General features: G+C 64.7%; 20 protein-coding genes. 10 read left to right on the forward strand and 10 right to left on the reverse strand.

Annotated features, from left to right (window positions below; translation table 11 throughout):
- Positions 1-147 precede the first annotated feature (147 nt).
- Together R4P95_RS13275 and R4P95_RS13280 are read right to left on the reverse strand one after the other, a co-directional pair.
- Positions 148-1,491, reverse strand: coding sequence for an NlpC/P60 family protein (locus tag R4P95_RS13275; RefSeq protein WP_213575939.1), 1,344 nt, complete (start codon positions 1,489-1,491; stop codon positions 148-150).
- Between the two features lie 258 nt (positions 1,492-1,749).
- On the reverse strand, positions 1,750-2,796 hold the full coding sequence (locus tag R4P95_RS13280; protein WP_213575940.1) for an LLM class F420-dependent oxidoreductase: 1,047 nt from the start codon (positions 2,794-2,796) through the stop codon (positions 1,750-1,752).
- Positions 2,797-2,974: 178 nt separating this feature from the next.
- Here R4P95_RS13280 and R4P95_RS13285 point away from each other — a divergent pair, with 178 nt between their 5' ends.
- From R4P95_RS13285 to R4P95_RS13295, 3 genes are all read left to right on the forward strand, one after another.
- Positions 2,975-4,186, forward strand: a complete 1,212-nt coding sequence (locus R4P95_RS13285; protein ID WP_317744237.1) for an acetyl-CoA C-acetyltransferase — start codon at positions 2,975-2,977, stop codon at positions 4,184-4,186.
- A 17-nt stretch (positions 4,187-4,203) separates the two neighbouring features.
- Positions 4,204-6,354 (forward strand): 3-hydroxyacyl-CoA dehydrogenase NAD-binding domain-containing protein, encoded by a 2,151-nt coding sequence (locus tag R4P95_RS13290; protein ID WP_213575942.1) that lies wholly within the window; start codon positions 4,204-4,206, stop codon positions 6,352-6,354.
- Positions 6,355-6,430: 76 nt separating this feature from the next.
- Positions 6,431-7,057 carry a TetR/AcrR family transcriptional regulator gene (locus tag R4P95_RS13295; protein ID WP_213575943.1) on the forward strand — a complete coding sequence of 209 codons (627 nt, stop codon included), beginning with the start codon at positions 6,431-6,433 and terminating at the stop codon, positions 7,055-7,057.
- On the opposite strand, the gene R4P95_RS13300 is transcribed toward R4P95_RS13295, so the two are convergent.
- On the reverse strand, positions 7,050-8,003 hold the full coding sequence (locus tag R4P95_RS13300) for a nitronate monooxygenase (protein WP_317744236.1): 954 nt from the start codon (positions 8,001-8,003) through the stop codon (positions 7,050-7,052). The genes R4P95_RS13295 and R4P95_RS13300 overlap by 8 nt on opposite strands.
- Before the next feature lie 167 nt (positions 8,004-8,170).
- Between R4P95_RS13300 and R4P95_RS13305 the strand changes: the two genes are divergently transcribed.
- From R4P95_RS13305 to R4P95_RS13335, 7 genes are all read left to right on the forward strand, one after another.
- The gene (locus R4P95_RS13305) at positions 8,171-9,349 is read left to right on the forward strand and encodes a TetR/AcrR family transcriptional regulator (RefSeq protein WP_213575945.1); all 1,179 of its coding nucleotides are present in this window, start codon (positions 8,171-8,173) and stop codon (positions 9,347-9,349) included.
- Positions 9,350-9,612: 263 nt separating this feature from the next.
- Positions 9,613-10,713, forward strand: a complete 1,101-nt coding sequence (locus R4P95_RS13310; RefSeq protein WP_213575946.1) for a LuxR C-terminal-related transcriptional regulator — start codon at positions 9,613-9,615, stop codon at positions 10,711-10,713.
- Entirely contained in the window at positions 10,710-11,906 is a 1,197-nt protein-coding gene (locus R4P95_RS13315; RefSeq protein WP_213575947.1) for a helix-turn-helix transcriptional regulator, read from the forward strand. Before R4P95_RS13310 ends, R4P95_RS13315 begins: the two co-directional genes overlap by 4 nt.
- A 340-nt stretch (positions 11,907-12,246) precedes the next feature.
- Positions 12,247-12,699 carry a ketosteroid isomerase-related protein gene (locus tag R4P95_RS13320; RefSeq protein ID WP_213575948.1) on the forward strand — a complete coding sequence of 151 codons (453 nt, stop codon included), beginning with the start codon at positions 12,247-12,249 and terminating at the stop codon, positions 12,697-12,699.
- Positions 12,700-12,732: 33 nt separating this feature from the next.
- Positions 12,733-13,236 carry a ketosteroid isomerase-related protein gene (locus R4P95_RS13325; protein ID WP_213575949.1) on the forward strand — a complete coding sequence of 168 codons (504 nt, stop codon included), beginning with the start codon at positions 12,733-12,735 and terminating at the stop codon, positions 13,234-13,236.
- A 2-nt stretch (positions 13,237-13,238) separates the two neighbouring features.
- A complete protein-coding gene (locus R4P95_RS13330) occupies positions 13,239-14,813 on the forward strand; it encodes an AMP-binding protein (protein ID WP_213575950.1) in 1,575 nt (524 codons plus the stop codon).
- A 63-nt stretch (positions 14,814-14,876) separates the two neighbouring features.
- Positions 14,877-16,376: an aldehyde dehydrogenase family protein gene (locus R4P95_RS13335; RefSeq protein ID WP_317744235.1), complete on the forward strand. Its 1,500-nt coding sequence runs from the start codon at positions 14,877-14,879 to the stop codon at positions 16,374-16,376.
- 337 nt (positions 16,377-16,713) lie between these two features.
- On the opposite strand, the gene R4P95_RS13340 is transcribed toward R4P95_RS13335, so the two are convergent.
- Genes R4P95_RS13340 through R4P95_RS13370 form a run of 7 tightly spaced genes read right to left on the reverse strand, consistent with a single transcriptional unit; the run spans position 16,714 to position 25,548 of the window.
- A complete protein-coding gene (locus R4P95_RS13340; protein ID WP_213577594.1) occupies positions 16,714-17,316 on the reverse strand; it encodes a TetR/AcrR family transcriptional regulator in 603 nt (200 codons plus the stop codon).
- A gap of 25 nt (positions 17,317-17,341) precedes the next feature.
- A complete protein-coding gene (locus tag R4P95_RS13345) occupies positions 17,342-18,925 on the reverse strand; it encodes an AMP-binding protein (protein ID WP_317744234.1) in 1,584 nt (527 codons plus the stop codon).
- 29 nt (positions 18,926-18,954) lie between these two features.
- Positions 18,955-20,109, reverse strand: coding sequence for an acyl-CoA dehydrogenase family protein (locus R4P95_RS13350; protein WP_317744233.1), 1,155 nt, complete (start codon positions 20,107-20,109; stop codon positions 18,955-18,957).
- Between the two features lie 41 nt (positions 20,110-20,150).
- Positions 20,151-21,947 (reverse strand): acyclic terpene utilization AtuA family protein, encoded by a 1,797-nt coding sequence (locus R4P95_RS13355; protein WP_213575954.1) that lies wholly within the window; start codon positions 21,945-21,947, stop codon positions 20,151-20,153.
- Positions 21,944-22,765, reverse strand: coding sequence for a TIGR03084 family metal-binding protein (locus tag R4P95_RS13360; RefSeq protein WP_317744232.1), 822 nt, complete (start codon positions 22,763-22,765; stop codon positions 21,944-21,946). Before R4P95_RS13360 ends, R4P95_RS13355 begins: the two co-directional genes overlap by 4 nt.
- Positions 22,765-23,544, reverse strand: a complete 780-nt coding sequence (locus R4P95_RS13365) for an enoyl-CoA hydratase/isomerase family protein (protein WP_213575956.1) — start codon at positions 23,542-23,544, stop codon at positions 22,765-22,767. The genes R4P95_RS13360 and R4P95_RS13365 overlap by 1 nt, the downstream gene beginning before the upstream one ends.
- Complete coding sequence (locus tag R4P95_RS13370; RefSeq protein WP_317744231.1) at positions 23,545-25,548, reverse strand: biotin carboxylase N-terminal domain-containing protein; 2,004 nt, start codon at positions 25,546-25,548, stop codon at positions 23,545-23,547.
- Between the last annotated feature and the right edge of the window lie 4 nt (positions 25,549-25,552).

The following is a 25,552-nucleotide window of genomic DNA, read 5'->3' on the forward strand; positions in this document are numbered from 1 at the left end:
GACGTTGCGATTCCCGCTCGCTGGGCCAAGGCCTCCCTGCTGGTGCCCTCCTCGTAACCCTAGGCGATGTTCGCTGGCTCCGCGGTTCGGCCGGGGCGCACTCAGGATGGTGGTCGAGCCCGTGTCGACGGATCCCCGGGTGCCGTCTCACACCACTCGCCGCGCTTTCATTCCGTCGAACACGGGAGAGACACGGACCACGTCGCCTGTGGTGGGCGCGTGCACCATTTTGCCGGCGCCGATGTAGATCGCGACGTGCCCAGGACCGGCTGGACCCCAGTTGCCGAACAACAGATCACCGGGTCTTGCGTCGGCGAGGGGAATCTCGGTACCGACCTTCCACTGAGTTTCCGACGTCCGAGGTAGGGATACATTCTCTGTCGTTGCGGCGTGGACGGCGTAGGAGGTGAGTCCGGAACAGTCGAAACCGCCGCCGGAGGGCCCGTTCACGTTGCCGCCGCCCCACACGTAAGGAAGGCCGAGATAACGTAGGGCAGCCTCGACGATCCTGCTGCCGACGCCTCCCCTGTCGCCCGACCCAGAATCGAGGATCGCCGCGTACCGGGATTCGGCCGCGCGGATCTTCGCCACGTAGGGCTTTGTCTGATTCTCGTAGTCGGGGAGTCCCGAGGGCATTCCGCCCGATCGGCGGACCGCTCCCACCCCGGCGTTGTATCCGGCGAGCGTCAGGTCCAGCACGTCACCTGAGACGATGCCGGCCTGCTTCCACGAATCGATCTCCTCGTACATGTCACAGAGCAGATGTCCGGACGCCATGACCGAGTCGCCGACAGCAAGGACGTCCGCCTTTCCGTCGCCGTCGGCGTCGCGCCCGTATTTTGCCCAGGTGCCGGGCATGAACTGGCCGGGACCACGGGCACCGTCCTGAGACACGGGCGCCGAGGCGCCGTATAGGAAGTTGTTCTCCGCCGAGTACAAGGCCGCCAGGACAGGAGCCTTGATGCCGTCGCAGATACTTCCTGCCTTCTGGAACCAGGGGACGAATACTGCGATCGCGCCCAGCTGTGAGGCTGCCGGGGTGGAGGCGTCGGAGACGGTGGGGAGGTGGGAGATCTCCGAGACGGCACGCGGCGTCGAGTCGAATCGGTCAGCGGTGTCACCGTATTCGGGGATTGCCCCGCCGTATTCGTATTCGTATTCGGGCTCGGTGGCAGGAATCTCGCCAGTGGTGTCGCCGGTGGTGTCGGGTGGGGGAGAGGCGCTCTCAGGTGGTGGCGCGTACGTTTCTATCGCGTCCTGGACTGCATCCGCGGTATCGGTGAGTGCTTGCTGTGCTGCGCCTTGCGCCTCGGGCGGTAGCTGCTCGACGGCGTCGTTGACCTGTTGCCCGACCGCGGGTGCGGCATCGGTGATCTGTTGTACCTGTTGGGTGCCATAGTCTTTCAAGGCCGGTGGGGCCTCCGATCCGTGTATCGCGCCGCCGAGTGCTGTGGCGACTGCGACGATGATCGCCGAAGGATCGACCGACATCTACTTCCTCCCGTACTGTGACCCAACCGTGTGAAATCCTTTAGTGTGATTCAAGTCTCGCCGACCGGGCGACCATGTTCCTCACACCATTTGGGGATAAGGGTCCACCTTTAGGGAGATTCCCAAGATGTCGTACCGGTACTTTCGCCTGCAGCCGAGCCGTGCGCTCGTCGAATCGACCTCGCGCACCCAACGGTCGGCGATGGCGTCGCCGACCTCACCTGCGCGATCACGGCGGACGAGCACCACCGTGGCGGATCAGGGAGTGGTATGCCGATTGTGCACTCCGGAGACCACGGCGCTCCGGGTCGCCGCGTCGAGGCCATAGGGGGTGTATAGGGTGAATCGGTCGATGATGTCGCTGAAGCGGCGTGATATTTCGGCCGCGGCCGCCTCGGGCTCGCCGACGACCGCGAAGGTGCGCAGGACGGTGTCGTCGATCAGTCGTGTCATCGACTCCCAGTCGTCGAGCTTGGACAGCCGGTGTAGCTCGGTCTGCAGGTCGCCCCAACCGTGGAGGTCGAGGACCGCCCGGTACGCCGGTGTGGACCCGTAGAAGGCGATCTGTTTACGCACGGCGGTTGCCGCTTCCTCGAATTGCTGTTCATCTGATCCGGTGACGACGAGTCCGGGATAGGACAGAGTGAAATTCTCGAAGGTCTTTCCGGCCTTGGCGAGAGCGGATTTGATTTGCGGGACGGTCACTTCCCGGAGATATCGTTCGGTAGTGAAGCCGTGGACGAGCATCCCGTCCGCGACCTCGGCGGCGACGGACGTCATCTGCGGGCCTACGGCGGCGATCATTACGTGGGGAGGGCCGAATTCGTTCCGCGGAGGTCGGAACATGGGTGTCATCAGGGTGTGGCTGTAGTAATCCCCGCGGAAGTCGAGGGCTGTCTGGTTTTGCCAGCTCTCCCAAATGGCGTGGAGTGCATTGACGAATTCCCGCATCCTCGGCGCCGGCGCGGACCACGGCATGCTGAACCGGCGCTCGATGTGCGGCTTGATCTGTGATCCCAGTCCGAGCGTGAATCTGCCGGAGCTGAAGGACTGCATGTCGTTGGCGACCGTGGCGAGCGTCATGGGATTGCGTGCAAATGCCACTGCGATGGCGGTGCCCACGTGGAGTCGGGGTGCGTTCTCCGCGGCGAGCAGAAGCGGTAAGAAGGGGTCGCGACTGACTTCCGTCGACCACACCCCGTCGAAGCCGGCCCGTTCCGCGAGTCCGATCTGCTCGTGTATCTCGTGGAGGCTTGCCCCTGCCGTCCCGTCGATGGATCCGCCTATGTTGCCGTCGATCAGCATCCGAACTCCCACTATTCCAACATCCAGTCAGGGTTGACCGGATGTTGGTTCGACGATACCGTGAGCGAACGGTCGGCGACAGTGGTTCGACCGCAGGTTTTTCACTTCGTCCCCTGGGTTCTGCGCATCTCGAATACCGCGTCCCGAGGGATTCGTTCACGATCCGAGGAGAGTTGCCTTGTCTGAAGAGGCATTTGTATACGAGGCCATTCGCACGCCTCGCGGTAAGGGCAAGAACGGAAGTCTGCATTCGGTCAAACCGATCGACCTCGTGGTGGGCCTGATCGACGAGCTGTGCGCACGGTTTCCGGACCTGGACCCGGGCTACGTCGACGACATCGTGCTGGGTGTCGTCTCTCCGGTGGGCGAACAGGGTGGTGATATCGCCCGGGCCGCGGCACTGGTGGCGGGCCTGCCCCTGACCGTGGCCGGCCTGCAGATCAACCGGTTCTGCGCATCGGGCCTCGAGGCGACGAATCTGGCCGCCCAGAAGGTGCGGTCGGGCTTCGAGAACCTGGTGATCGCCGGTGGCGTCGAGTCCATGTCGCGGGTGCCGCTGGGCAGTGACGGAGGGGCCCTCTTCAACGACCCGACCACCGCATACGATCTTCACTTCGCCCCGCAGGGAATCGGTGCGGACCTGATCGCCACGATCGAGGGTTTCAGCCGCGAAGACGTCGATGCCTACGCAGCGCGGTCGCAGGCTCGCGCCGAGGCCGCCTGGTCCGGTGGATACTTCGCCAAGTCGGTTGTTCCGGTCAAGGATTTCAACGGTGTCCCGCTGCTCGATCACGACGAACACCGCCGCCCAGGCACCACCGTGGAATCGCTGGCCTCACTGAAGCCCTCCTTTGCGACACTCGGTCAACAGGGTGGATTCGATGCTGTTGCGCTGCAGAAGTATACGTCGGTGGAGCGGATCAACCACGTCCATCACGGCGGTAACAGTTCCGGCATCGTGGACGGCGCGGCGCTGGTCTTGATCGGCAACGAGAAGGCCGGCAAACAGTTCGGCCTCACACCCCGAGCCCGGGTTATCGCCACCGCTGTCACCGGGGCCGACCCCACGATCATGCTCACCGCCCCCACCCCGGTGGCTCTGAAGGCCCTCGATGTCGCCGGACTCACCGTCGATGACATCGATTTGTTCGAACTGAACGAGGCGTTTGCCTCGGTGGTCCTGAAATTCCAGAAGGATCTGGCCATTCCGGACGAGAAACTCAACGTCAACGGCGGCGCGATCGCCATGGGCCACCCCTTGGGAGCGACCGGCGCGATGCTCGTCGGAACGGTGGTCGACGAGTTGGAGCGGCGCGGCGACCGGCGCGCATTGATCAACCTGTGTGTCGGTGGCGGCATGGGTATCGCGGCCATCATCGAGCGAGTCTGAAAGGCAACGGCAACAACATGAGTGCAACATCAACCATCACGTGGTCGCAGGATTCGGACGGAATCGTGCTGCTGACCCTCGACGATCCGGCCCAGTCCGCAAACACCATGAATTCGCACTACGTCGAGTCCATGGGCAACGTACTCGACCGGCTCGAGGCCGAGCGTGAATCTGTCACCGGTGTCGTGATCACGTCGGCGAAGAGGACCTTCTTCGCGGGCGGTGACCTCAACGACCTGGTCCGTGCCACCGCGCAGGACGCGGTCAAGTTCACGGACTTCGCGAATGGGATCAAGGCCCAGTTCCGACGTCTCGAGACCCTGGGCCGTCCGGTGGTGGCGGCGGTCAACGGCGCAGCACTCGGCGGTGGCCTCGAGATCACCCTGGCCACCCACCACCGCATCGCGGTCGATTCGAGATCGGTGATCTTCGGACTGCCCGAAGTCACGCTCGGTCTGCTACCCGGTGTCGGCGGAATCACCCGGACAGTTCGGATGTTGGGGCTCGAGAAGGCACTGACGAGCCTGCTGCTGACCGGGAAGACCTTCGGCCCCGCGGCCGCGAAGACGCTCGGCCTCGTCGACGACCTGGTGGCCAGCGCCGACGCACTCGTTCCCGCCGCCAAGAAGTGGATCAAGGACAACCCCGAGGGCGGTGTACAGCCGTGGGACCGGAAGGGGTTCCGGATCCCCGGCGGTACCGCGCTCAATCCGGCGGTGACGGCGAACCTGCGCCGGACCGTGGCGGGGGCGCCCCTCGAGGCGCCGCGGGCCATCCTCGCTGCCGCCGCCGAGGGTGCGTTGGTCGACCTCGACACGGCGGCGCAGATCGAGACACGCTACTTTGTCGGTCTCGTCACCGGTCAGGTGTCGACGAACATGATCAAGGCGCAGTTTTTCGATCTGCAGAGCATCAAAGCCGGCGGAAGCCGGCCGGAGGGGCATCCCAGGTTCGCGGCGCAGAGGGTCGGCGTGATCGGCGCCGGGATGATGGGTGCCGCGGTGGCCTATGTCTCGGCCAAGGCGGGAATCGACGTCGTGCTACAGGACGTATCGATCGAGTCGGCGCGAAAAGGGAAGGCCTACGCCGAAAAACTGGAGGCCAAGGCCCTCGCGCGTGGAACAACGACCGAGGAGAAGTCCACCGCGCTGCTCGCCCGCATCACCCCGACCGACAATCCGGCCGACTTCGCGAATGTCGATTTTGTCGTCGAGGCGGTCTTCGAGAGCGTGGAGGTCAAACAGGCGGTCTTCAAGTCGATCCAGGACGTCGTCGCCCCCGACGCCGTGCTGGGCTCGAATACGTCGACGCTGCCGATCACCACGCTGGCCGAAGGCGTCGACCGTAAGGAAGACTTCATTGGTGTGCACTTCTTCTCCCCGGTCGAACGTATGCCGTTGGTCGAGATCATCGTTGGCGCACACACCTCGCCGGCAACGTTGGCGAAGGCTTTCGACTTCGCACAGCAGATCAAGAAGACCCCGATCGTGGTCAACGACAGCCGCGGCTTCTTCACCAGCCGCGTGATTACGAAATTCCTCGACGAGGCCGCCGCCGCGGTCGGCGAGGGAATCGAACCGGTGATCATCGAGCAAGCGGGGGCACAGGCCGGCTATCCCGCACCCCCGCTGCAGCTGCTCGACGAGCTGACGTTGACCCTGCCGCGGAAGATTCGTCAGGAAGCCCGGGCGGCGGCCGAGGCGGACGGCGCCGTCTGGGTCGAGCACGGATCGGAGGCCGTCCTCGACCGGCTGGTCGAGGAACTCGATCGTCGCGGTCGGTCGACCGGTGGCGGCTTCTACGAGTACGACGAGTCGGGCAGCCGCGTCGGCCTGTGGCCGGGGCTGCGCGAGGCATTCCAGTCGGGGAGCACCGAGATCCCGTTCGACGATCTCAAGGAACGGATGCTGTTCGCGGAGTCCCTCGAGACGGTGCGCTGCCTCGACGAAGGGGTCCTGACTTCGGTCGCCGACGCCAACGTCGGATCCCTGCTCGGTATCGGGTTCCCTGCGTGGACCGGAGGCGTCCTCCAGTACATCAACGGCTACCCGGGTGGGATCGCGGCGTTCGTCGAGCGGGCCCGCGTACTTGCCGCCCGGTACGGCACTCGCTTCGAGCCGCCCGCCTCACTGGTGGCCAAGGCCGAGCGTGGAGAGACCTACGAGTAGCGGCGTCATTTACGATCGGGGTTGGCACCACTGTGGGCAGTGGTGCCAACCCCGTTGAGGGCTTTTCTCCGAACGGATGGAGCTGATGTCGGTGTCGATCAGTGACGCCTCGGTCAAGCGCACCCAGCAAGAACGGCGGGCGATCACACGTAGGCAGATCCTCGACGCCGCCGTTGCGGTGTTGTTCCGGGACGGCTACTCCGCCGCCACCACGTTGCGGATTCAACACGAGGCGGGGGTATCCCGTGGCCGTCTCTTACAACAATTTCCCTCCCGCGAAGCGCTGCTCGTTGCCGCAGTCCAGCATCTCGCGACCGCGCGGATGGAGGACATGCGGCATCGCGAAGATTGGCCACACGACCCCACAGAGCGTATCGACTGGGCGATCGAGATCATGTGGCCCACCTTCCACCAGCCGTATTTCTGGGCCGCGACCGAACTGTGGCTCGCCTCCCGCGCCAACGACAAGTTACGTGAAGCGCTGCTACCGGAGGAGCGCCGGCTGGGCCAACTCGTGAGAGCAACGACCGACGCGTTCTTCGGCAGCGAGTTGTGCGCACGCCCGCGCTACGAATTGGTACGCGAACAACTCAACACCTCGATGCGGGGCGCCGCACTGACCTATGCGCTCGATCCGCGCGATCCCGCCACCGACCCGCACCTGCGCGAGTGGAAACTGATGGCGCGAGAACTGCTTACGTGACGGGCTGTACGGAGGAGTTATCCCGCACCACCGATCCGGCGCGGGATTCCTCGTATTCCCGGGCGGTCTTCTCGATGAGCGCGGCGACCGAGAGGACCGCGTCCACGCCGGACACGCTGTGCCCACCACTCCACGCCGTGCGGTTGCTGAGCAATCGGTCCTGGCGGAAGCCCTCGGATGCGGGATGCGCGGCAGCGTCTCCGGCCTGGCGATCGACCCAGCACTTGAGCAGGCTCGCCGGAATGCCCCCAACCTGGGTCGAGAGCACGACGTCGTCGAGGCTCGCCTCGACCAGCGCCCGCCGATAGGCGCGGTCGGCCTGACTTTCTTCGGTGGCGATGAACTTCGTTCCCATGTACCCGAGGTCGGCGCCGAGAACCTGGGCGGCGTGCAACGCCACGCCGTCACTGATACCGCCGGCCAGCACGATAGTGCCATTGAATCGCTCGCGGACGGCGCGGACGAAGGAGAACGGGTTTGCCCAGCCCGTCTGGCCTCCGGCGCCCGCGGTCAGGAGCACCAACCCGTCCACGCCCAGTGCGATGGCCCGCTCCGCATGCTGCAACGACGCGACGTCGGCGTAGACCTGGCATCCGATCCCGCGCAGTGGGGCAATAACGGGCTCGGGGGACCCGACACTGGTGATGACGAGTTCTACGCCGTGATCTACCAGGCACGCGAGGTCTTCGCGCAGTCGCCGGTTCGATCGGTGCACCACGAGGTTCGGTGCAAAGGGGGCAGGCCTCGGGACCTCGCTCAGGGCCGTCTCGATGCGGGTGAGCCAGTGGTCGAGTTCGCCGGTGGTTGCCGCATTGTGGGTGGGCAAGGACCCCACGACGCCTTCGCGGCACGCCGCGATGACCAGGTCGGGGCCGGATACCTCCGTCATCGGGGCGGCGATCAACGGAACGGTCAATCGATTCGCCAACGCTTCGGAAATGGACACAGCAGTCTCCTTGCGAGAACCACGAGAGGCAGGGGTATTTGCGCCTAAGTAAATGCCAAAAAAGTGGTGTTGGCGCATGCTAGGTTGAAAATCAAGCTACAACCCCAGTAAGTAAATCTCAAGCCACATCGAATGCGTCGAAGGGGGTGAGGAGCATCGACGAACTAGTGCGCCCGAGGCGAGCTCGGCTCACGAGCACTCCGCGTCCACGGAACCGCAGGGCCCAGATCCTGACCGCCGCGAGCATCCTGTTCTCCGAACGCGGCTACCACAATGTGGGTACCGAGGACATCGCCTCGTCCGTCGGGATCACCGCCGGGGCCCTGTACCGGCATTTTCGGAGTAAGCAGGAATTGCTCGCCTGCACGGTGGCCGAGAGCTTCGACCAGGCGGGTGAGCTGCTGATCTCGCACGGAATCGATGACCTCCCGGTGCTGCTGCACGGTCTGGCGGAAACAGCCGCCACTCGACGTAACCTCGGAGTTCTGTGGAATCGCGAGATTCGACACCTGCCGCCGGAGCAACAGGCGGCCCTGCGCGCGCGATTGCATGATGTGGTGTCGCGTCTCTCCGCAGTGCTCGGCCATTCCGTGCCGGGGGTGAGCGCCGCTGACGCGGAACTGCTGGCGTGGTGCACTCTTGCGGTGCTGACCAGCCCGGGCTATCACCGCACCGAGATCCTGCCGGGCCGTTTGATCCACCTGCTCGCCACTATGGCCGTGGATGTAAGCGCGGCGCCGTTGGACAGTGCAGCTGAACCGGCTGCCGATCTTCCCGGACGGGGCGGCATGGTGCCGGCATCGCGCCGCGAGGCACTCCTGGGCGCGGCCACCAGACTGTTCGGCGCGAAGGGATACCAAGCAGTCACGATGGACGAGATCGCAGCCGCTGTGCAGGTCCACAGCGCCAGCGTGTACCGACACTTCGATACGAAGGCCGATCTCCTGGCCGCCGTGATCGACCGGGGCGCGGAACCGCTCCAGTTGGGGCTGTCGCAGGCACTGTTCTCCGCGGACACCTCCCAGGAGGCTCTGGACGCCGCGGTCGATGCGTACATCGCGTTCGCGATGATCCACCACGACCTGCTGGCCGTGCTGACCTGCGAGGTACTCAGCCTTCCACCCGCCCGACGACACGCCGTGCGCTGCGCGCAGCACGACTACGTCGGGCAGTGGTTCCAACTCCTGAAAGCAACCCGGCCCGAACTCGACGACACCGAGGTGCGATTCCGGGTTCACGCTGCTCTGACAATCGTCAACGATGTATCCAGGACGGTACGGTTGCGCTGCAAGCCCAACGTGCAGGAACGTGTCCGCCTGGCCGCCCGCCGCGTATTGTATGGCTGACACTCCCCGGCTCCATAGTTAAGGGCAATTCACTATCGGCCGCGACTGCAACCCTGCGTGATTCCAGCGCATACCCGCTGACGAGGGGGTATTCAAAGTCGCCGCGTTGACAATAGTGATGCGGGTCACCACAATGGCAGACATAAGTAAATCGTCAGCCACGACGTGGTGAATTGAAGGCAGGTGTAGTGCCGCAGCATCCCGAGGATGGACGTCGCCGACATAGCGGCCATGGATGCCCCGCACCCCGAGATGGAGGAACAGTGAATACTTCCGCCGCCCCGCCGTCCGTCGCCCACCGGCTGAGCGAGATGGCGGCCGCGATGCGAGAAATGGCGGGGATGGAGGCCGCCGAGACCCGAAACGCGGATGACACGATCGATGAGACCACTGCTTTGTCCGCCATTCTCGAGGAGCTACACCACGCGCAGGGCGTCCTCTACGAGCAGGCCTGCCTGACTCCCCAGCAAGGTCTCGAGCGAGTGCTCGGTTCGCTGGCCCGCCTGCGCTCGACGGCGGCCGGGCCCGGCCAGTTCTTCAGTAGCTCGGCCGAAGAACTCTGTACCGCAGGAAGATTCGACCGGGTTCTGGTCTCTCGCATCCAGGGTTCGATGTGGATTCCGCACACCCTGCACCTGGTCTCCGAGGCCATCTCCGCCGCGCTGCGCAACTATCTGAGCGATCTGGAGATCCCCTTGAGCGCGTCACCGCTCGAGGCCGATGTCGTACGGCGCCGGATCCCAATGCTGGTAAGCGATGCCGGGGCAGAAACCCGGACGTATCGTCCGCTCATCAGGTTGTCGAGGACCACAAGCTATGTCGTTGCGCCGGTGGTGGTCGACGGTACGGTCGTCGCCCTACTTCATGCCGACACCAATATCTCCGGGCGGGTGCTGACGTCCGCGGACCGTGACATCGTTCGGTTCTTCGCCGACGGGCTGGGACCGATCTACGAACGGATGGTGCTCACCGAGCGACTGCGTGAGCAGCGTGACCGGCTCGGTATGGTCTTCAGCGCCACGGAAGCGATGATCGACGACGTGCACGGTGGCCCGCTGACCCTCGACGCCCCCATCGGGATGTTGCCTCCGGCGGTGGTCGATCCTTCCCGGCCGCAGAGCGGATCGTCGGAGGTGGCGGTCGTAGGGCGGCCCGAACGGCACTTGACCGCACGCGAGGTCGATGTGGTGGAACTGCTGTCGAAAGGCGCGTCGAACGCGGAAATCGCTGCCCAGCTGACCGTGTCCGAGAGCACGGTGAAATCCCACGTGAAACACATCTTCCGCAAGTTGGGTGCCACCAACAGGGCCAGCGCCATCGCGCGATACGGAAAGATGAAACGTTCGATGGGACGGACGCTATGACACAGGCATTGATCGCAACGACGCAGCACCAGACGGCACGGGGATCCTTGCAGGGATGGCGACGCAAAGACATCGAGCTGATCACTCGGCTGGAGGCCATCCGGGACGAGATCTTCGCTGATGTCGGTTCGACCACTCTTCCCGGGATCCGGCACGAGCGTCCCGCCCATTCCGCAGAGGCGATCTCGGTCCTGACGCATCACTGCGTCGACGAGCTGCGACGGGCGGCGGGAGCCGACACTGCCAAGGTGGAGCGGCTGACCAAGACTGTGCTCGACTTGCAGCAGGTGGCGATGGATCTGTACCTGAACGAAATGGGCCGCAGGACCGAACGTCTGGCCGAGTGCTCGGCGGGACTCCACCGGTTGCGGACCGTCCCGAGCACCTCCGACCTCCTCGACCGCCTCTGTGAGGACGTGGCCGTTCGTTGCGGATTCCGGCGGGTGGTGTTGTCGCGAGTCGAGGCGGGAACATGGAAACCGTGGAAGGCGTACCTGGGCGAGGGCGATGAATCGGACTCATGGTTCACCGACTGGATCGATCGCGGGATACCGTTCGACGAGCGGGCTCCTGAGGCGCGGCTGCTGACTGATCATCGGCCGGCGATCGTCTACGACACGGAAAACGCGCCGGTATACCGGCCGATCATCGTCGAGTCGGGTCGCTCACGCTCGTACGTGGTCTCCGCCCTAGTTCTCGACAACAACGTTGTCGGTTTGCTTCATGCCGACCACTTCCCGGTTCCGAGCCGGATCGACGAGATCGACCGCGACGTCCTGTGGGCGTTCACCGAAGGGGTCGGCTACATCTACGAGCGGACGTCGCTGATGGAGCGGTTGCGGAGTCAACGCGACCAAATCAGGGAAATCCTCTCCTCGACCGTGGCGACGATGGACGAGCTGTGCGAATCGGGAATGGCCTCGGCCGGCCGGGCAGACTCCGATCCTGCCGGAATCGACCCGTCGGCGGACTTCGCCTCGCGCCCCAGCTTGGTCCCGCTCGCCGAATTCACCGCCCGCGAACAAGAGGTATTCACATTGATGGCGGCGGGGGCGACCAACAACGACATCGCCGAGTCCCTCGTCATCACAGAGGGGACGGTGAAATCGCACGTCAAGCACATCCTGCGGAAGCTCGGTGCGACCAATCGTTCACAGGCCATTGCCTGGTCGATCGGAAACCGCATCGCGTAGTCGATTCGGCACCATCTCATCAGCGTCACGCCGCCCGGCACTCTGCCGGGCGGCGGTTCTATTCCGGCGCCAACCTATGTTCCCGGTGCGCCCGTTTCGGTACTGACGACCGCTCGCAGCCGTGTCGGCATTCCGGACCTGCCGGCTCGGTGATCGTGGTCCCGATCCCCAGCGCCTCCTCGTCGGAGTATCCCCCTGTTGAGGGGTGGGTTTCCTCCCCAAGTAAGTCGCCGTCGGTGTGACCTACGCAATACCGTGAAGGTGTTCCTGAAGTGAGCGGAGCACATCGATATTCGAGTATCCGCGGGGACCATGACAACCACCGAGGAGAGCGATATTCATGAGTCATTCCTTTGCTGTCAAGTGGCTGAAGGCCTTCCGAGAAAGCCCTGAAGCGGTCGTGGCGTTGTACGCCGACGGCTTCCTCTTCGAGGATCCGATCCTCGGCCAGAAGATCACCGACAGGGACGAGCTCCTCCGCGTTTTCGCGCCGTACGCCAACAAGGACACCGAAAACGGCATCGGAATCAACAACTTTCGGATCGACGAGGTTGTCGGCGACGAGAAGTCGGCGATCTACCGGTGGACCTGGAAGGCGCCCACGGCGACCGCGTTCGTCGGAGTCCCGACCAACGGGAAGGTGCCCGGGGCGCGGGGAATCACCTTCCACATCTACAACGAAGCCGGCCTCATCACCCGGGAAGCGAGCCTGTGGGATGTCGCGACTGCGGTGGCGGACCTGGGACAGCCCGTCGACCCGTCCAGCGTGACCAAGTCCGCTGTCCTCGTCTGACACCGAACCCTGCGAAAGGAAGCTACGAACACCATGAGTAAGCACGAAGAGCACGCCCGGCGCTGGATCACCGCATTGACCACCGACACCGGGGCGGCAGTCGCCCTGTACGCCGACGACCTGGTCTACGACGACCACGCCGATTCCGACCACGTCACCGACACAGCCATCACCAAAGATGAGCTGGCGCCGAAGCTGGCCCCGTACGCGAACACCGACACGGCCAACGGTGTCGGCCTGCACTCCTTCGAGATCACCGACTCGTTCCCGGTGGCCGGCGTCGCCGGAAACCCGGCCGTGGTGATCCTGTGGAACTGGACGGGCACCGGTCTCGCCACTTACCGCGGAGTTCCGACCGAGGGTAAGACGCTGTCCACCCGCGGCATCACCTGGCACCAGCTCGACAGCGACGGACAGATCGTCCGTGAAACGACGTACTGGAACGACACCCCTGTGCTGCAGGAACTCGGCATCCCGATCGTGACGCCGGAGTACTGGGTCGAGGGATTCGACCCGTCCGTTCTCGTTGGATCCTGACCATGTGGGGGCCGTTGCCGGACGTGCTCGATCGGGCATGTACCTACTACAAGGACAACGTCGCGATCGTCGATGGTGATCGTCGGGTGACCTATCGCGAGCTTCTCGACTGGCGCAACCAGGTAGCGAACGGACTCGTCTCTTTGGGGCTGCAGAAGGGCGAGCGCGTCGGTCTTCTGATGCCCAACTGCTTGGAATTCATCCCCACGCAGCATGGGATCTGGGCGGCTGGCGGGGTGTTGGTACAGATGCCTACTCGCAATGCTGCCAACGCATTCCGGTCGAGTCTCACGCAGACCGATGCCACCACGCTGATCTATCACGCCCAGTTCGACGCAGTCGTCGCCGAGATCAGAGGTGACCTGCCGAAGCTGCAGACCGTGATCCGGATCGGGAGCAGTCCGGCTTCGGCGCCCCCCGAGATCGGCGAAGTGTTCGGCTACGACGGACTCTTCCGCTCGCAGCCGACGGTTCGTCCCGAGGTGGAGATCGACGTCCACGACGAGGCGTACGTCCTGTTCACCTCGGGGAGCACCGGGGACCCCAAGGGTGTGGTCAACTCGCACTTCACCTGGGGCCATTACAGCATCACCGCGGGTCTCGAGATCGGCGACATCGCCTGGGGTGAGGTCTTCGCGCACGGTGCGCCATTGACGCACTACACGCAGATCTTCGTCATGCCGACGTTCCTGCGGGGCGGCACCAACGTGATGCTGCCCGGGTTGGACGTGGACACACTGCTGAGCACCATCGAGCAGGAGAAGGTGACCGCCACCGCCGTCGTACCCACCATCATCTACCTGTTGCTCGACCATCCGCGCCGCGAAGCGCACGACCTGACGTCGCTGCGGACGATGATCTACGCGGGATCTCCCATCGCCCCCGACCGCCTGCGTCAGGCGCTGGACGTGTTCGGCCCGATCTTCATCCAGGCCTATGCCGGGACCGAACCCGGGTACGTCTCCTGTCTGCGCAAGAACGAGCACCGCGTGGACAGCGAGGTGTGGATCAAGCGGCTCGCCTCGGCCGGTCGCCCTCTGTTCCACGTCGACGTGACTATCCAGGACGAAACAGATCAGGTGTTGCCGCTCGGCGAACCCGGGGAGATCGTGTCTCGGCAGCTGGGACAGATGCTCAGCTACGTCGACGTCTCCCGCAACGCCGAGGCGCTGCGGGACGGCTGGGTGCACACCGGCGACATCGGTCGTCTCGACGAGGACGGGTTCCTCTACATCGTGGACCGTAAGAAGGACCTGGTGGTCACCGGCGGGTTCAACGTATTTCCGAGACAGGTTGAGGATGCCCTGGCCGGCCATGCCGCAGTTGCGCAGACTGCAGTGATCGGAGTCCCACACGAGAAGTGGGGCGAAGCGGTACATGCGGTCATCGTCCTCAAGAGCGGTGTCACGGCAACCGAGCAGGAACTGATCGATCACGTCAAAAGGGAGATGGGCAGCGTCCACGCGCCCAAAACGGTGGCATTCGTCGACACCCTTCCGGTCAATCCGGCCGGAAAGATCGACAAGAAGTCGATCCGTGCCCCGTTCTGGGAAGGGCGGGCCCGCCAGATCAGCTGACCATCGAAACGTTCGACACCGCACTGCTGTCGCTAGTCACACCAGAGAAAGAGGAGCACGCCGATGAGCGTCCCGCACTACTCGCTCTATATCAACGGCGAATGGGTTGATACCGGCGAGAACTACGAAATTCGCAGCCCTGCAACCGAAGAACTCGTCGCCACCGTCGCCAAGGGCGGTGTGGCGCAGGTCGACCAGGCCGTCGCCGCGGCCAAAGCGGCGCACGAAGAGGGCACCTGGCGGCGTACCCCGCCCGCGCAACGAGCTGCCCTGCTCAACGATGTCGCAGGCAGGCTCGGCGGCCGTATCGATGAGCTCGCCGCCCTCCAGACACGGGAGAACGGCGCCACCATCCGGATCACCGGGGCCCTGCATATCGGGCTGTCGATCGCACAGATGCAGTACCTGGCCGACCAGGCCGCCACGTACGAGTTCGAGACGGCGGGCCCCGAGATCGGTCCGGTGCCGGCCGAAGGCCTCGTCCGGCGCGAGCCGCTGGGTGTGGTGGCGGCGATCGTGCCGTGGAACATTCCGCTGCTGGTCATCGTGTGGAAGATTGCCCCTGCCCTCGCAGCGGGCAACACGGTCGTCCTCAAACCCGACGAGCATGCGCCCCTGGTGGCACTCGAGCTGGCGAAGGAGTTCGAGGCGGCGGGACTGCCGCCCGGCGTGCTCAACGTGGTGACCGGCGACGGAGAACCCACCGGCGCGCACCTGAGCGGACACCCCGACGTGCGCAAGGTGGCCTTCACCGGTTCCACCGCGGTCGGCAAAAGCATCCTGCGTCAGTCGGCCGACACCGTGAAGCGAGTGACTCTCGAACTTGGCGGCAAGGGACCGAACATCATTCTCGACAGCGCCGACCTCGACACCGCGATCGACGGCTCGCTGTTCGCGGCCCTGGCCAACAACGGCCAGGCCTGTGAAGCCGGCACCCGACTGCTGATTCCCTCGAGCAAACGCGACGAGATCGTCTCGCGGCTGGTCGAGCGGGCCCGCACGCTGAAGGTCGGTGATCCGCTCGACCCCGCGACCGGCGTCGGGCCGATCATCTCCAAGGTCCAGCATCAGCGGATCCTCGACTACTTCGCGATCGCCGAAACCGAGGGCGCCAAGGCCGTGATCGGCGGCGGCGTTCCCACCGGTCCCGGGTTCGACAAGGGCTACTGGATCGAACCGACCATCTTCGTCGGTGTGACCAACGACGCCAGGATCGCACGTGAAGAGGTGTTCGGACCGGTCCTGGTCGTGCTCACCTACGACTCGGTCGAGGAGGCGATCAAGATCGCCAACGACACCGATTACGGACTGTCCGCCGGGGTATGGGGCGACGAGGAACAGGCGATCGAGATCGCCCGCGAACTCGATGCCGGCATGGTGTGGATCAATGACTGGCACGTCATTCATCCCGCCTACCCGTTCGGTGGATTCAAGCAGAGTGGTCTGGGCCGTGAAGGCGGTCCCCATGCTCTCGACGAGTACACCGAGGCGAAGTTTATCTCGTTGAATCGCTCTCCGGGTCCGGAGGCGCGTGCCTTCGCGATCGTGATCGACCCGGCTTGATAGACACGGCCCCTGCACGATTCATCCCTCGGGATCGTGCAGGGGCCGATGCCTGTTCTGCCTCATAGCCGGACTGCCCGGCAACTTCGTCGTCTTCCCGTCCACCTTCTTCGAAAGGTGAGAATCGGGGCCGGCGGGCCGATCATCATTGTGCTACAAGACGAGCTTGTGGCGACGGGTTCGATCGCCGCTATCGGGGGGCTCTTTTCGTATCGGTGCGCCACGCTTCGTCCGAAGCGCAGGCGGTGGACGATGTCGAGTCGGAGACAGCGGCGGCGGTTCGATCGGAGGAATCCTGCATGGTCATCCCGATGCCCGCCGCAGGACTCGTGCGGTGCTAGGTCGTCGTCGAACTCACTCCGAGGACCGCGAGTGCCGAATCGGCAAGAATCTGCCGGAGGCGGTCGATCGGTAAACCGACACTGTGGAACAAGCTGGACTGAATCGCCCCGATCGCGGCGTGCACGACCGCCCGGGCCTCTCCGTCATCGAGATCCGAGCGCAGTTCGTCGACCAGGTGTACCCACTCCTCGATGTAAAGCCGCTGCTTTCGCCGCAGGCGCCGTCGGTCGGCTTCGGGGAGGTTGTGGATTTCGTTGTGGTAGACCTGCGCGACCTCACGTTTTCCGACGACGAATTCGATCTGTCCTTCGACCAGCTCACGCAGTGCCTGTTCGAGTCCTATTCCACTGTCCAGGGTGCGCTCCGCGTCTGCGAGCAGGCGGTCTATCGCGCTGTCGAAGAGTTCGACGAGGACGGCGGACTTGCTGTCGAAGTGCCGATAGATCGCTGAACCGGTGATCCCGGACGCGGCACCGATGTCGGCCATCGACACAGCATTGAAGCCATTGCGCGCCACCAGGTCGGCCGCGGCGGCCAAAATCCTGTAGCGGCGCGCTGGGTCCCGCGTTCGTACCGGCTCGGTTCTGTCGTCGATCATCCCACTACTCTTCACCATCGTCGTATCACCTTCTTTCATAGTGCTCGGCAAACCTGTCCCGAACCACGTTCTTCTGGATCTTGCCAGTCGAGGTTCGGGGGAGTGCATCGACCACGATGATCGACTTGGGGGTCTTGTACGGATCGATCAATTTCTTGATCGTGCTGATCAGTGTCGCGGGATCGACCGTGGTGCCGGAGGCCGGCACCACGACCGCGGTGATCGCCTCGCTCCATCGGTGGTGGGGGAGCCCGACGACAGTTGCTTCCGCGATGTGGGGATCGGCCTGATAGATGGCGCGCTCGACTTCGAGGGACGAGACGTTCTCGCCGCCGGTCTTGATGACGTCCTTGAATCGGTCACTGAACCAGAGGATGCCGTCCTCATCGAACCGTCCGATGTCGCCGGAATGGAACCATCCGTGGGCGAAGGCCTCGGTGGTGGCCTCGGGGTTGTCCAGATATTCGGTCATGGTGTGCGGGCTTCGGTAGACGATCTCCCCCTCGTCTCCCGCGGGCAGGAGCCGGCCGTCCGTTCCCATGATCGCCGCTTGCACCCCGATCACCGGCGTTCCGACGGCACCGGTGTGGGTCAATTGGTGTTCGGGCCGGAACAGTGTGGTCGTCGGACTCATCTCCGTTTGGCCGAACAGCAGGTAGAAATCGCAGGCGAAGACGTCGATGCAGCGTTCGATGAGATGCCGCGGCATGGGTGCCATGGCGTACAGCGCGCGGCGAAGCGAGGACAGATCGCGGGAGCCGATGTCCGGATGTTCGAGCATTTCGCCGTACATCATCGGGAGGGCGAAGATCTGGGTGATCCGTTCGGACTCGATGAGCGCCAACAGTCGGCGAGCGTCGAAGCGTCGTTCGATGAAAATCGTGGCCCCGACCATGATCGCCGCGGTGCAGTGGGTGTTGAGTTGCGCAGTGTGAAACATCGGCATCATTGCAACGAACCGATCGTCCTCGCGGAACTGCGCCTCGAGCGCCATGGTCATCGATTCGAGGTAAATCGCAGCGTGGTTTCCCACCACACCTTTCGGGAACGAGGTGGTTCCACTGGTGTACAGGTATGACAGCGGGGCGCGGTCGGCGATTACATGCTCGGGTTCGGAATCCGGTGAGCCGTTGGACAGGTCCGCGAAGGCGGTCACGGTGGGATTCCCTGTGGTGCCGTCACCGTCGATGAGGAAGATGTCAACGGCGTCGACGGTATCGGCGAGAGCCTCGTGGACTCGCGGCAGGAGTTCGTTCTCGGCGATGACCGCTCTCGCCGCGGAATGGCCGATAACATAGGAGATTTCGTTTGTACCCCAGCCGAGGTTGATCGGCACGCACACGAGTCCCAGTTTCGCGCAGGCGTAGTAGGTGACGAGGAACTCCGCGCGATTACTGGACGCGAGGGCGAGCGCGTCGCCGCTGCGAAGACCGTGACGGTGCAGGCCGTGGGCGACGCGGTTGACCCAGCTGTTGAACTCGCCGTAGGTGAATCGGCGGTCCCCGTCGACCAACGCCAGTGCCTCGGGTCTGCGCCAGGCCGCCCGGGTGAGGCTGTCACCGACGTTGATCCGGTGGATCAGGTTGCAACCGATTTCGCTGGTGGACATCGTGTTCCTCAATTCGTGGGAGGGCGCTGTCAGTAGGACCGGGGCAGTTGCAGGCTGTGTTGGGCTACGTAGTTGAGGATCATCTCGCGGCTCACCGGGGCGATCCGGAGAAGCCGGGCAAGCCCCCACTGCGGGAGAAGCCCGTAGTCATTGCTCAGTCCGTTGCCGCCGTGCGTCTGGATGGCGGCATCCGCCGCCGCGACCGCGGCCTCGGCGGCGGCGTACTTCGCCACGTTCGATGCCTCGGCTGCGGGTTTTCCGTGCTCGTACAACCACGCGGCCTTCGCAGTGGCCAGGGCGGCCAGCTGCACCTCGATCTGCGCCTTGGCCAACGGGTGAGACAGTCCTTGATGCATCCCGATCGGCTGGCCCCAGACCGTGCGTGTCCGGGCGTACTCGGCCGCGCGGCCCAGGGTGAACCGGCCGACTCCGACACAGATCGCGGCGCCGGTAATCCGCTCGGGGTTCAGGCCGTCGAAGACCTGGGAAAAACCCTCGTGTTCGACTCCCAGCAGGCTGTCGGCCGGAACACGTACGTCGTCGAAGTGCAGGGTGAACTGCTTTTCGGGGAGCGCGACCCCGACCGGGAGGGCGTGCTTGATCAGCCCCGGGGCGTCGGTGGGGATCAGAAACAATGACAGCTGTGCCCGGCCGGTCGCCTCGTCGTGCCCGGTACGGGCGACGACCACGAGCGCCTCCGCCTCATCGACACCCGAGATGTAGTACTTCGTGCCGTTCAGGAGGTAGTCCTCGCCGTCGCGAACGGCGTGGGTGGACAGTTGGTGCGTATTCGAACCTGCGTCGGGTTCGGTGATCGCGAAGACCACTTTGGTCTCGCCCGACGCCATGCCCGGCAGCCATCGCTGACGTTGGTCGTCGCTGCCGTACTTGGCGATCAGTTCCCCGGAGATGGCGCTGGAGACGAGTAGGAGCAGCAGCGGACAGCCGTGGGCGGCGGTTTCCTCGCAGACCAGTGCCAGCTCCGTCATGCCGGCGCCGCCTCCGCCGTACTCTTCCGGGAGGTTGATGCCTATGAATCCGCTGTGACCGAGCGCCTTCCATAGTTCTGTGGTCGGCTCATGCGCTAATGCGTGGCGGGTGTAGTAGTCGGGACCGAACTTGGTGGTGATGTCGGCGACCGCCTCGCGGATCGCGACGTGCTCGTCGGACTCGGTGAACTCCATGGTGGTTCCTCCGGTGGGGGCGGCGGTCGCCGCCGGTGGCGTCAGTTGGTCTCGGGGAGCAATGCCATCGGGATGTCAGTGTGCCGGGCGCGCAGGTACTCACCGAGACTCTTGGCCTGTGCGTCCGTGCGGGTCGAGGACGCCACGCCGTCGCCCAGGAACCCGACGATGACGAAGTTCAGTGCCCGAAGGTTCGGGAGCTCGTAGCGGTGTACGGGCAGGGACGCCGCCTCGGGAACCAGCTCGACGAACTTGGCGACGGTCAGGTGCCGGCGCAGCCAGTTCCACCGCTGCGGGGTGTCGGTCCACACACCGACATTTGCCTTGCCGCCCTTGTCGCCGGAGCGGGCGGCCACGACGGACCCCAGTGGGAGACGAGTGGTCGGTACCGTGTCAGCCACGTCGTCGTGCGGAGTCGGCGGTACGGAAGTCGGTGTCGTTGCCGGCGTTTGGGTTCGCGGGCAGTGGTCGATGATTTCCTTGGTTCCGTCGCCGTGGAAGACCACATGTTCGATTTCGTCGGCCGGGATGAGCGAGGGCCAGTAAACCCCGAATTCCGATGCCGAAGACGGCGGGGTGGTGGTGTGGAAACCGGCATAGCCGGCGACGGCAATCTCGGTGACCGAGTTGGAGAAGGCGCGGTCGACCTTGGCGCGATCGGCGTCTTTGACGGTGACCCGCAGGTGCGCTGTCGATTGGGCGGCGGTGGGCGGGTCGGGAATGTCGTAGCGGAGCAGTTGGATGTCGACGTCGTCGAACTTTTCTTTCCCGCCGAGGATCTCGAACAGCTCGTCGACCGCCCAGGCGGCCTTTTCTTCGATGTCGAGTCCGGTGAGGACCAGGGTCATCGTGTTGCGGAAGCCGCCGATGTAGTTCATCGCGACCTTCAGGTCGGGCGGCGGGGGGCTTCCCGTGGTTCCCGCCACCCGGACCCGGTCGGTCCCTTCTTGGGTGATCTCGATGGTCTCGAAGTGCGCGGCGACGTCCGGGTTCAGGTAGAGGGGGCCATCGATCTCGTACAACAACTGGGCCGTGACGGTTCCCACGGACACCAGGCCTCCGGTTCCGGGGTCCTTGGTGATGACAAAGCTCCCGTCGTGCGCAATTTCGGCGATCGGGGAGCCCGGGTAGCGACGATCGTGCACTTCACGGATTTGTGAATAGTTGCCCCCCGTTGCTTGCGGGCCGCACTCGATGATGTGTCCGGCTGCCACCGCCCCGGCAAGGGCGTCGAAGTCGGTGCGCCCCCAGCCGTGCCACCACGCGCTGGTGCCGACAACGAGTGCTGCGTCGGTGACGCGTGGACAGATCACCACGTCGGCACCGTTGTTCAGTGCTGCGGCGATACCCCAGCCACCGAGGTACGCGTTCGCCGACACCGGGCTCACGCCGGCCTCTGCCAGCGTGGTGCCCTTGTCGAGGTGCCGGAATTCGTGCCCGTCGGCCAGCAGTGATTCGAGTCGGGGCCGGATGTCATCGCCCTCGAGATGCGCGACGGACAGGTCGAGCCCCTGATCGGCGATGAGCTTGCGGACCTCGTCGGCGAGACCGGCAGGATTGAGGCCGCCCGCATTCACGACGATCTTGATTCCCTTGGCGGCGCAATCGGCGAGTGATTGACGGGCCTGGGTGAGGAAGGTTTTCGCGTAGCCGGTGGCGGGGTCCTTCTTGCGGGCCTTCCAGAGGATGAGCATGGTCAGTTCGGCCAGGTAGTCGCCGGTGATCACATCGACCGGGCTGCCGTCGACCATATCGCGGAAGGCCGAGAGCCGGTCGCCGTAGAATCCCGATGCGTTGCCGATACGGATCGGCCGACGCGGGCCGTCAGACTTTCTCATCGGGTTCCTCCAGTGTTTGACGGGGTGGCGAGGCTGGGTCGGCCGGGGCCGGGGGCCCCGGCGAAGGCTTGGGCGATGCCCATCCAGGTGTGGGCGACGGGGCCGGTGACGACGAGGCGGGTGTCGGCCACGTTGCGTCGTTGCGTGACGACGAGGACGAAGTCCTCGGCCGAACCAACGACGGAGTTCTCGGCGTCAGCGGGTCCCCACGTCCACGCACTGGCCTCGGGGTGCGGGGCTTGTAGTACCACTCGGACAGGATGGTCTGGCACGGGCAGCCCATTGAGCTGGTGGGCGAAGGCGAAGGTACTCACTCCCAGGTGTGCGATGCTGCGCAGACCAGGACTGGCTTGGTGTCGTAGGCCGAGGGCATCGTAGATATCCCGGCCGTGTGCCCACGTCTCCATCAACCGTGCGGTGGCCGAGGAGGCGGCACTCATATCGGGTCCGTACCAGGGCATCCGTGCCTTCGGATCGGTTCGTCGCAGCGTCTCGAGCAACGCGTTTCGCGAGCGGACGAACCACTCTTCCAGGTCCCGGTGGGGCATCGTCCGTAGGTCACGAGCGATCCGGTCCGGAAAATCCATTCCGCCGGCGATCAGGGCGGCGGATTCTTCGCGGAACCGTTCCGGATCCTCCACCGCGGTTCTCGCGGCATCGTCGAAAAACGCCAGATGCGAGACCTGATCGCGCACGGCCCAGCCGTCGGCGGGAGTATCGACCTCCCATTGATCCGGTGTGAGATCACGGAGAATGAGGACCAGCCGGACAGTTTCGACGTCGAGGTCATCGAGAAGAGCCTCGTAGTCCAGTGCCATCAGTGCCCCTTCCAGGAGGGGCGCCGCTTCTCGCTGAAGGCGAGCATTCCTTCCTGCGCGTCGTCGCTGAGGTAGACCGGTTCCCAGATCTCTTCTGCCATCTCGAACGCTGCCGATAGTGCATACTCGGCGGTCAGCTTGGCGGTCTTCTTCCCGGCACCCACAGATAGAGGGGCATTGGCGGCGATCAACTCCGCGAACCTCTGTGTGGCTTCGGTCAATTCGTCGGGCTCGACGACCTGGTTGACGAAGCCGATCTCGTAGGCGCGCTGCGCTGTCAATGGGGCGCCGGTGAGGACGATTTCCATCGCGATCCGTTGCGGCACCATCAGCGGCAGCGGAGCCGCCCAGGGTGAGCCGCGGCCGATCTTCACCTCGGAAATGGCGAAGGTGGCCGTACTCGAGGCGATACAGAGGTCGCAGGTTTGTGCCAGCAGGAAGCCACCGGCGAAGGCGGCACCGTTGACGGCCGCGATGGTCGGCTTGTCGACTTGGATGTTGCGGCCGAACTGGGGAACGAAGTCCACGGGCGGGACGGTGAGTTGGTCCTGGCTCATTTCCTTGAGATCGCCGCCGGCGCAGAACGCCTTGTCGCCGCTGCCGGTGAGGACGAGGACCTTCGCGGACTCGTCGTCGTTGAAGCGCCGGACGCCGGCGAACAGGCCCTCCCGCACCGCGCGGTTGAGACTGTTGCGGGCATCAGGCCGGTTGATCGTGAGCCATGCGACGGAATTGCGCACCTCGTAGGTGACCGCCGCGGTGGAGGTGTCGTCAGTCATCTATGGGCCCTCCTGCCCGTCGTGCACCACGGCAAGCACGGTGCCGGAGTCGACCTGCTGGCCGACGGTGACGGGAATCTTCGTCACCACTCCGTCGATGGGGGCCTTGACCGTGTGCTCCATCTTCATGGCCTCGAGCACGACGACGGCGGCGCCGGCCGTGATTTCGTCTCCCTCGGAGACCTCGATCCGCACGACTGAGCCGGGCATCGGCGCGAGTAGGGAACCGGATTCCTGCACATCGCTCGGGTCGGGGAATCGTTCCACCTCGTGCAGTTCGGTGGCGCCGAGGGCGCTGTTGATGAAATGCGCGGCACCATCGCGGACGATCGAATAGCGGCGGCGCACACCCTCGATGACCGCATCGACCAGGGTGAGGGAGGTCTCGATGAGCTCGATGCCTTCGATGTCGCGGCCGTCGACGGCCGCGTTGACCCGGTCGCGGAGAAACTCGTATGCGATCTCGACGTCGTTGTCGCCGTGGCGGAACAGCACTGCCTGCGGTGCGCTGCGAACGGTGCGGAAGCCGGAGGGAAGTCCCGGCAGCGTCGCCGTCGTTGCTCGGCGCTCGGACTGAACGGCAAGTGCGGCGACGAGCGCGTGGGTCGCGGTGGTGGCGTCGTCGTTGACGCGGCCGGCGGTCAGATCGGCGACCGAGTGCCGGTCGAGGTAGCCGGTGTCGGTCTGCCCGTTGCGGAACTCGGGTTCACGGAGAATTCCGATCAGCAGATCGCGGTTGGTGGTCACGCCGTGGATGAGTGATTCGTCCAGGGCCCGGGCCACCCGGTCACAGGCCTCTTCCCGGGTACGGCCAAATCCGATCACCTTCGCCAGCATCGGATCGTAGAAGGTACTGACAGTGGACCCCGATGCGAATCCCGCGTCGACGCGGATGCCGGGAAGGTCGGCGATCTCGAAGGTGGTCAGCTTCCCGGATACCGGCACGAATCCGGCCGGCACGTCCTCGGCGTAAAGACGAACCTCGACAGCGTGTCCGTTGAACTCCGGTGATTCGATCTCGGGGGGCAGCTTCTGGCCGGCGGCAACGAGGAGCTGTCCTCGCACCAGGTCCGTTCCGGTGACGAGCTCGGTGACCGGGTGCTCCACCTGAAGTCGGGTGTTGACCTCGAGGAAGTAGAACGCGCCATCAGGTGCCATCACGAATTCGACGGTGCCGGCACCCTCGTAATTGAGCGCCTTACCCGCCGAGACCGCGGCGGCGCCGAGTTCTTCCCGCAACTCCCGGTCGACCGCCGTCGAGGGCGACTCCTCGACAATCTTCTGGTACCGACGCTGGATGGAGCACTCTCGTTCGCCCAGATGAACCACGTTGCCGAAGCTGTCACCGAAGATCTGCACCTCGATGTGCCGCGGCGACTGGACGAACTTCTCCAGGAAGACGGTGCCGTTGCCGAACGCCGACTGGGCCTCGCGGCGGGCGCTGCGGACCGCTTCGACGATCTCGTCGCGGTCGTTGACGATCCGCATTCCGCGGCCACCGCCGCCGAACGCGGCCTTGACCAGGACCGGCAACCCGATGTCGTCTGCTGCCGACCGCAGCCGCTCCGGATCTTCGTCGGATTCGCTCTCGATCACCATCCCCGGCAGCACCGGGACCCCTGCATCCGCCATGATGCGCTTGGCCTCGATCTTCGATCCCATCGCCGCGATCGCCTCGGGCGAGGGACCGACAAAGATGATGCCCTCGTCCTTGCATCGTCGTGCGAAGTCCTCGTTCTCCGAGAGGAACCCATAGCCGGGGTGGATGGCGTTCGCGCCGGTTCGGTGTGCGGCCGCGATAACCAGATCGACCCGAAGGTAGGTGTCGGTGGGGGTGGTGCCGGGAAGGTGGATGGATTCGTCGGCCTCGAGGACGTACGGAGAGTCGCGATCGGCGTCGGAATAGAGCGCCACCGTCGAGATGTCCATTTCGCGCGCCGTCCGGATGATGCGCGACGCGATTTCGCCTCGGTTGGCGATCAGCAGCTTGGTGATCGTTGACACTGCG

The sequence above is a fragment of the Rhodococcus sp. IEGM 27 genome, from assembly GCF_033142305.1.
Classification (GTDB): domain Bacteria; phylum Actinomycetota; class Actinomycetes; order Mycobacteriales; family Mycobacteriaceae; genus Rhodococcus_F; species Rhodococcus_F oxybenzonivorans.

What these genes read in the sequence shown, in the direction of transcription:
- R4P95_RS13275 (WP_213575939.1), bottom strand. Translation starts at nt 1,491, where the DNA reads ATGTCGGTCGATCCTTCGGCGATCATCGTCGCAGTCGCCACAGCACTC.
- R4P95_RS13280 (WP_213575940.1), bottom strand. Translation starts at nt 2,796, where the DNA reads ATGCTGATCGACGGCAACATAGGCGGATCCATCGACGGGACGGCAGGG.
- R4P95_RS13290 (WP_213575942.1), top strand. Translation starts at nt 4,204, where the DNA reads ATGAGTGCAACATCAACCATCACGTGGTCGCAGGATTCGGACGGAATC.
- R4P95_RS13295 (WP_213575943.1), top strand. Translation starts at nt 6,431, where the DNA reads ATGGAGCTGATGTCGGTGTCGATCAGTGACGCCTCGGTCAAGCGCACC.
- R4P95_RS13315 (WP_213575947.1), top strand. Translation starts at nt 10,710, where the DNA reads ATGACACAGGCATTGATCGCAACGACGCAGCACCAGACGGCACGGGGA.
- R4P95_RS13320 (WP_213575948.1), top strand. Translation starts at nt 12,247, where the DNA reads ATGAGTCATTCCTTTGCTGTCAAGTGGCTGAAGGCCTTCCGAGAAAGC.
- R4P95_RS13325 (WP_213575949.1), top strand. Translation starts at nt 12,733, where the DNA reads ATGAGTAAGCACGAAGAGCACGCCCGGCGCTGGATCACCGCATTGACC.
- R4P95_RS13330 (WP_213575950.1), top strand. Translation starts at nt 13,239, where the DNA reads ATGTGGGGGCCGTTGCCGGACGTGCTCGATCGGGCATGTACCTACTAC.
- R4P95_RS13335 (WP_317744235.1), top strand. Translation starts at nt 14,877, where the DNA reads ATGAGCGTCCCGCACTACTCGCTCTATATCAACGGCGAATGGGTTGAT.
- R4P95_RS13340 (WP_213577594.1), bottom strand. Translation starts at nt 17,316, where the DNA reads ATGATCGACGACAGAACCGAGCCGGTACGAACGCGGGACCCAGCGCGC.
- R4P95_RS13345 (WP_317744234.1), bottom strand. Translation starts at nt 18,925, where the DNA reads ATGTCCACCAGCGAAATCGGTTGCAACCTGATCCACCGGATCAACGTC.
- R4P95_RS13350 (WP_317744233.1), bottom strand. Translation starts at nt 20,109, where the DNA reads ATGGAGTTCACCGAGTCCGACGAGCACGTCGCGATCCGCGAGGCGGTC.
- R4P95_RS13355 (WP_213575954.1), bottom strand. Translation starts at nt 21,947, where the DNA reads ATGAGAAAGTCTGACGGCCCGCGTCGGCCGATCCGTATCGGCAACGCA.
- R4P95_RS13360 (WP_317744232.1), bottom strand. Translation starts at nt 22,765, where the DNA reads ATGGCACTGGACTACGAGGCTCTTCTCGATGACCTCGACGTCGAAACT.
- R4P95_RS13365 (WP_213575956.1), bottom strand. Translation starts at nt 23,544, where the DNA reads ATGACTGACGACACCTCCACCGCGGCGGTCACCTACGAGGTGCGCAAT.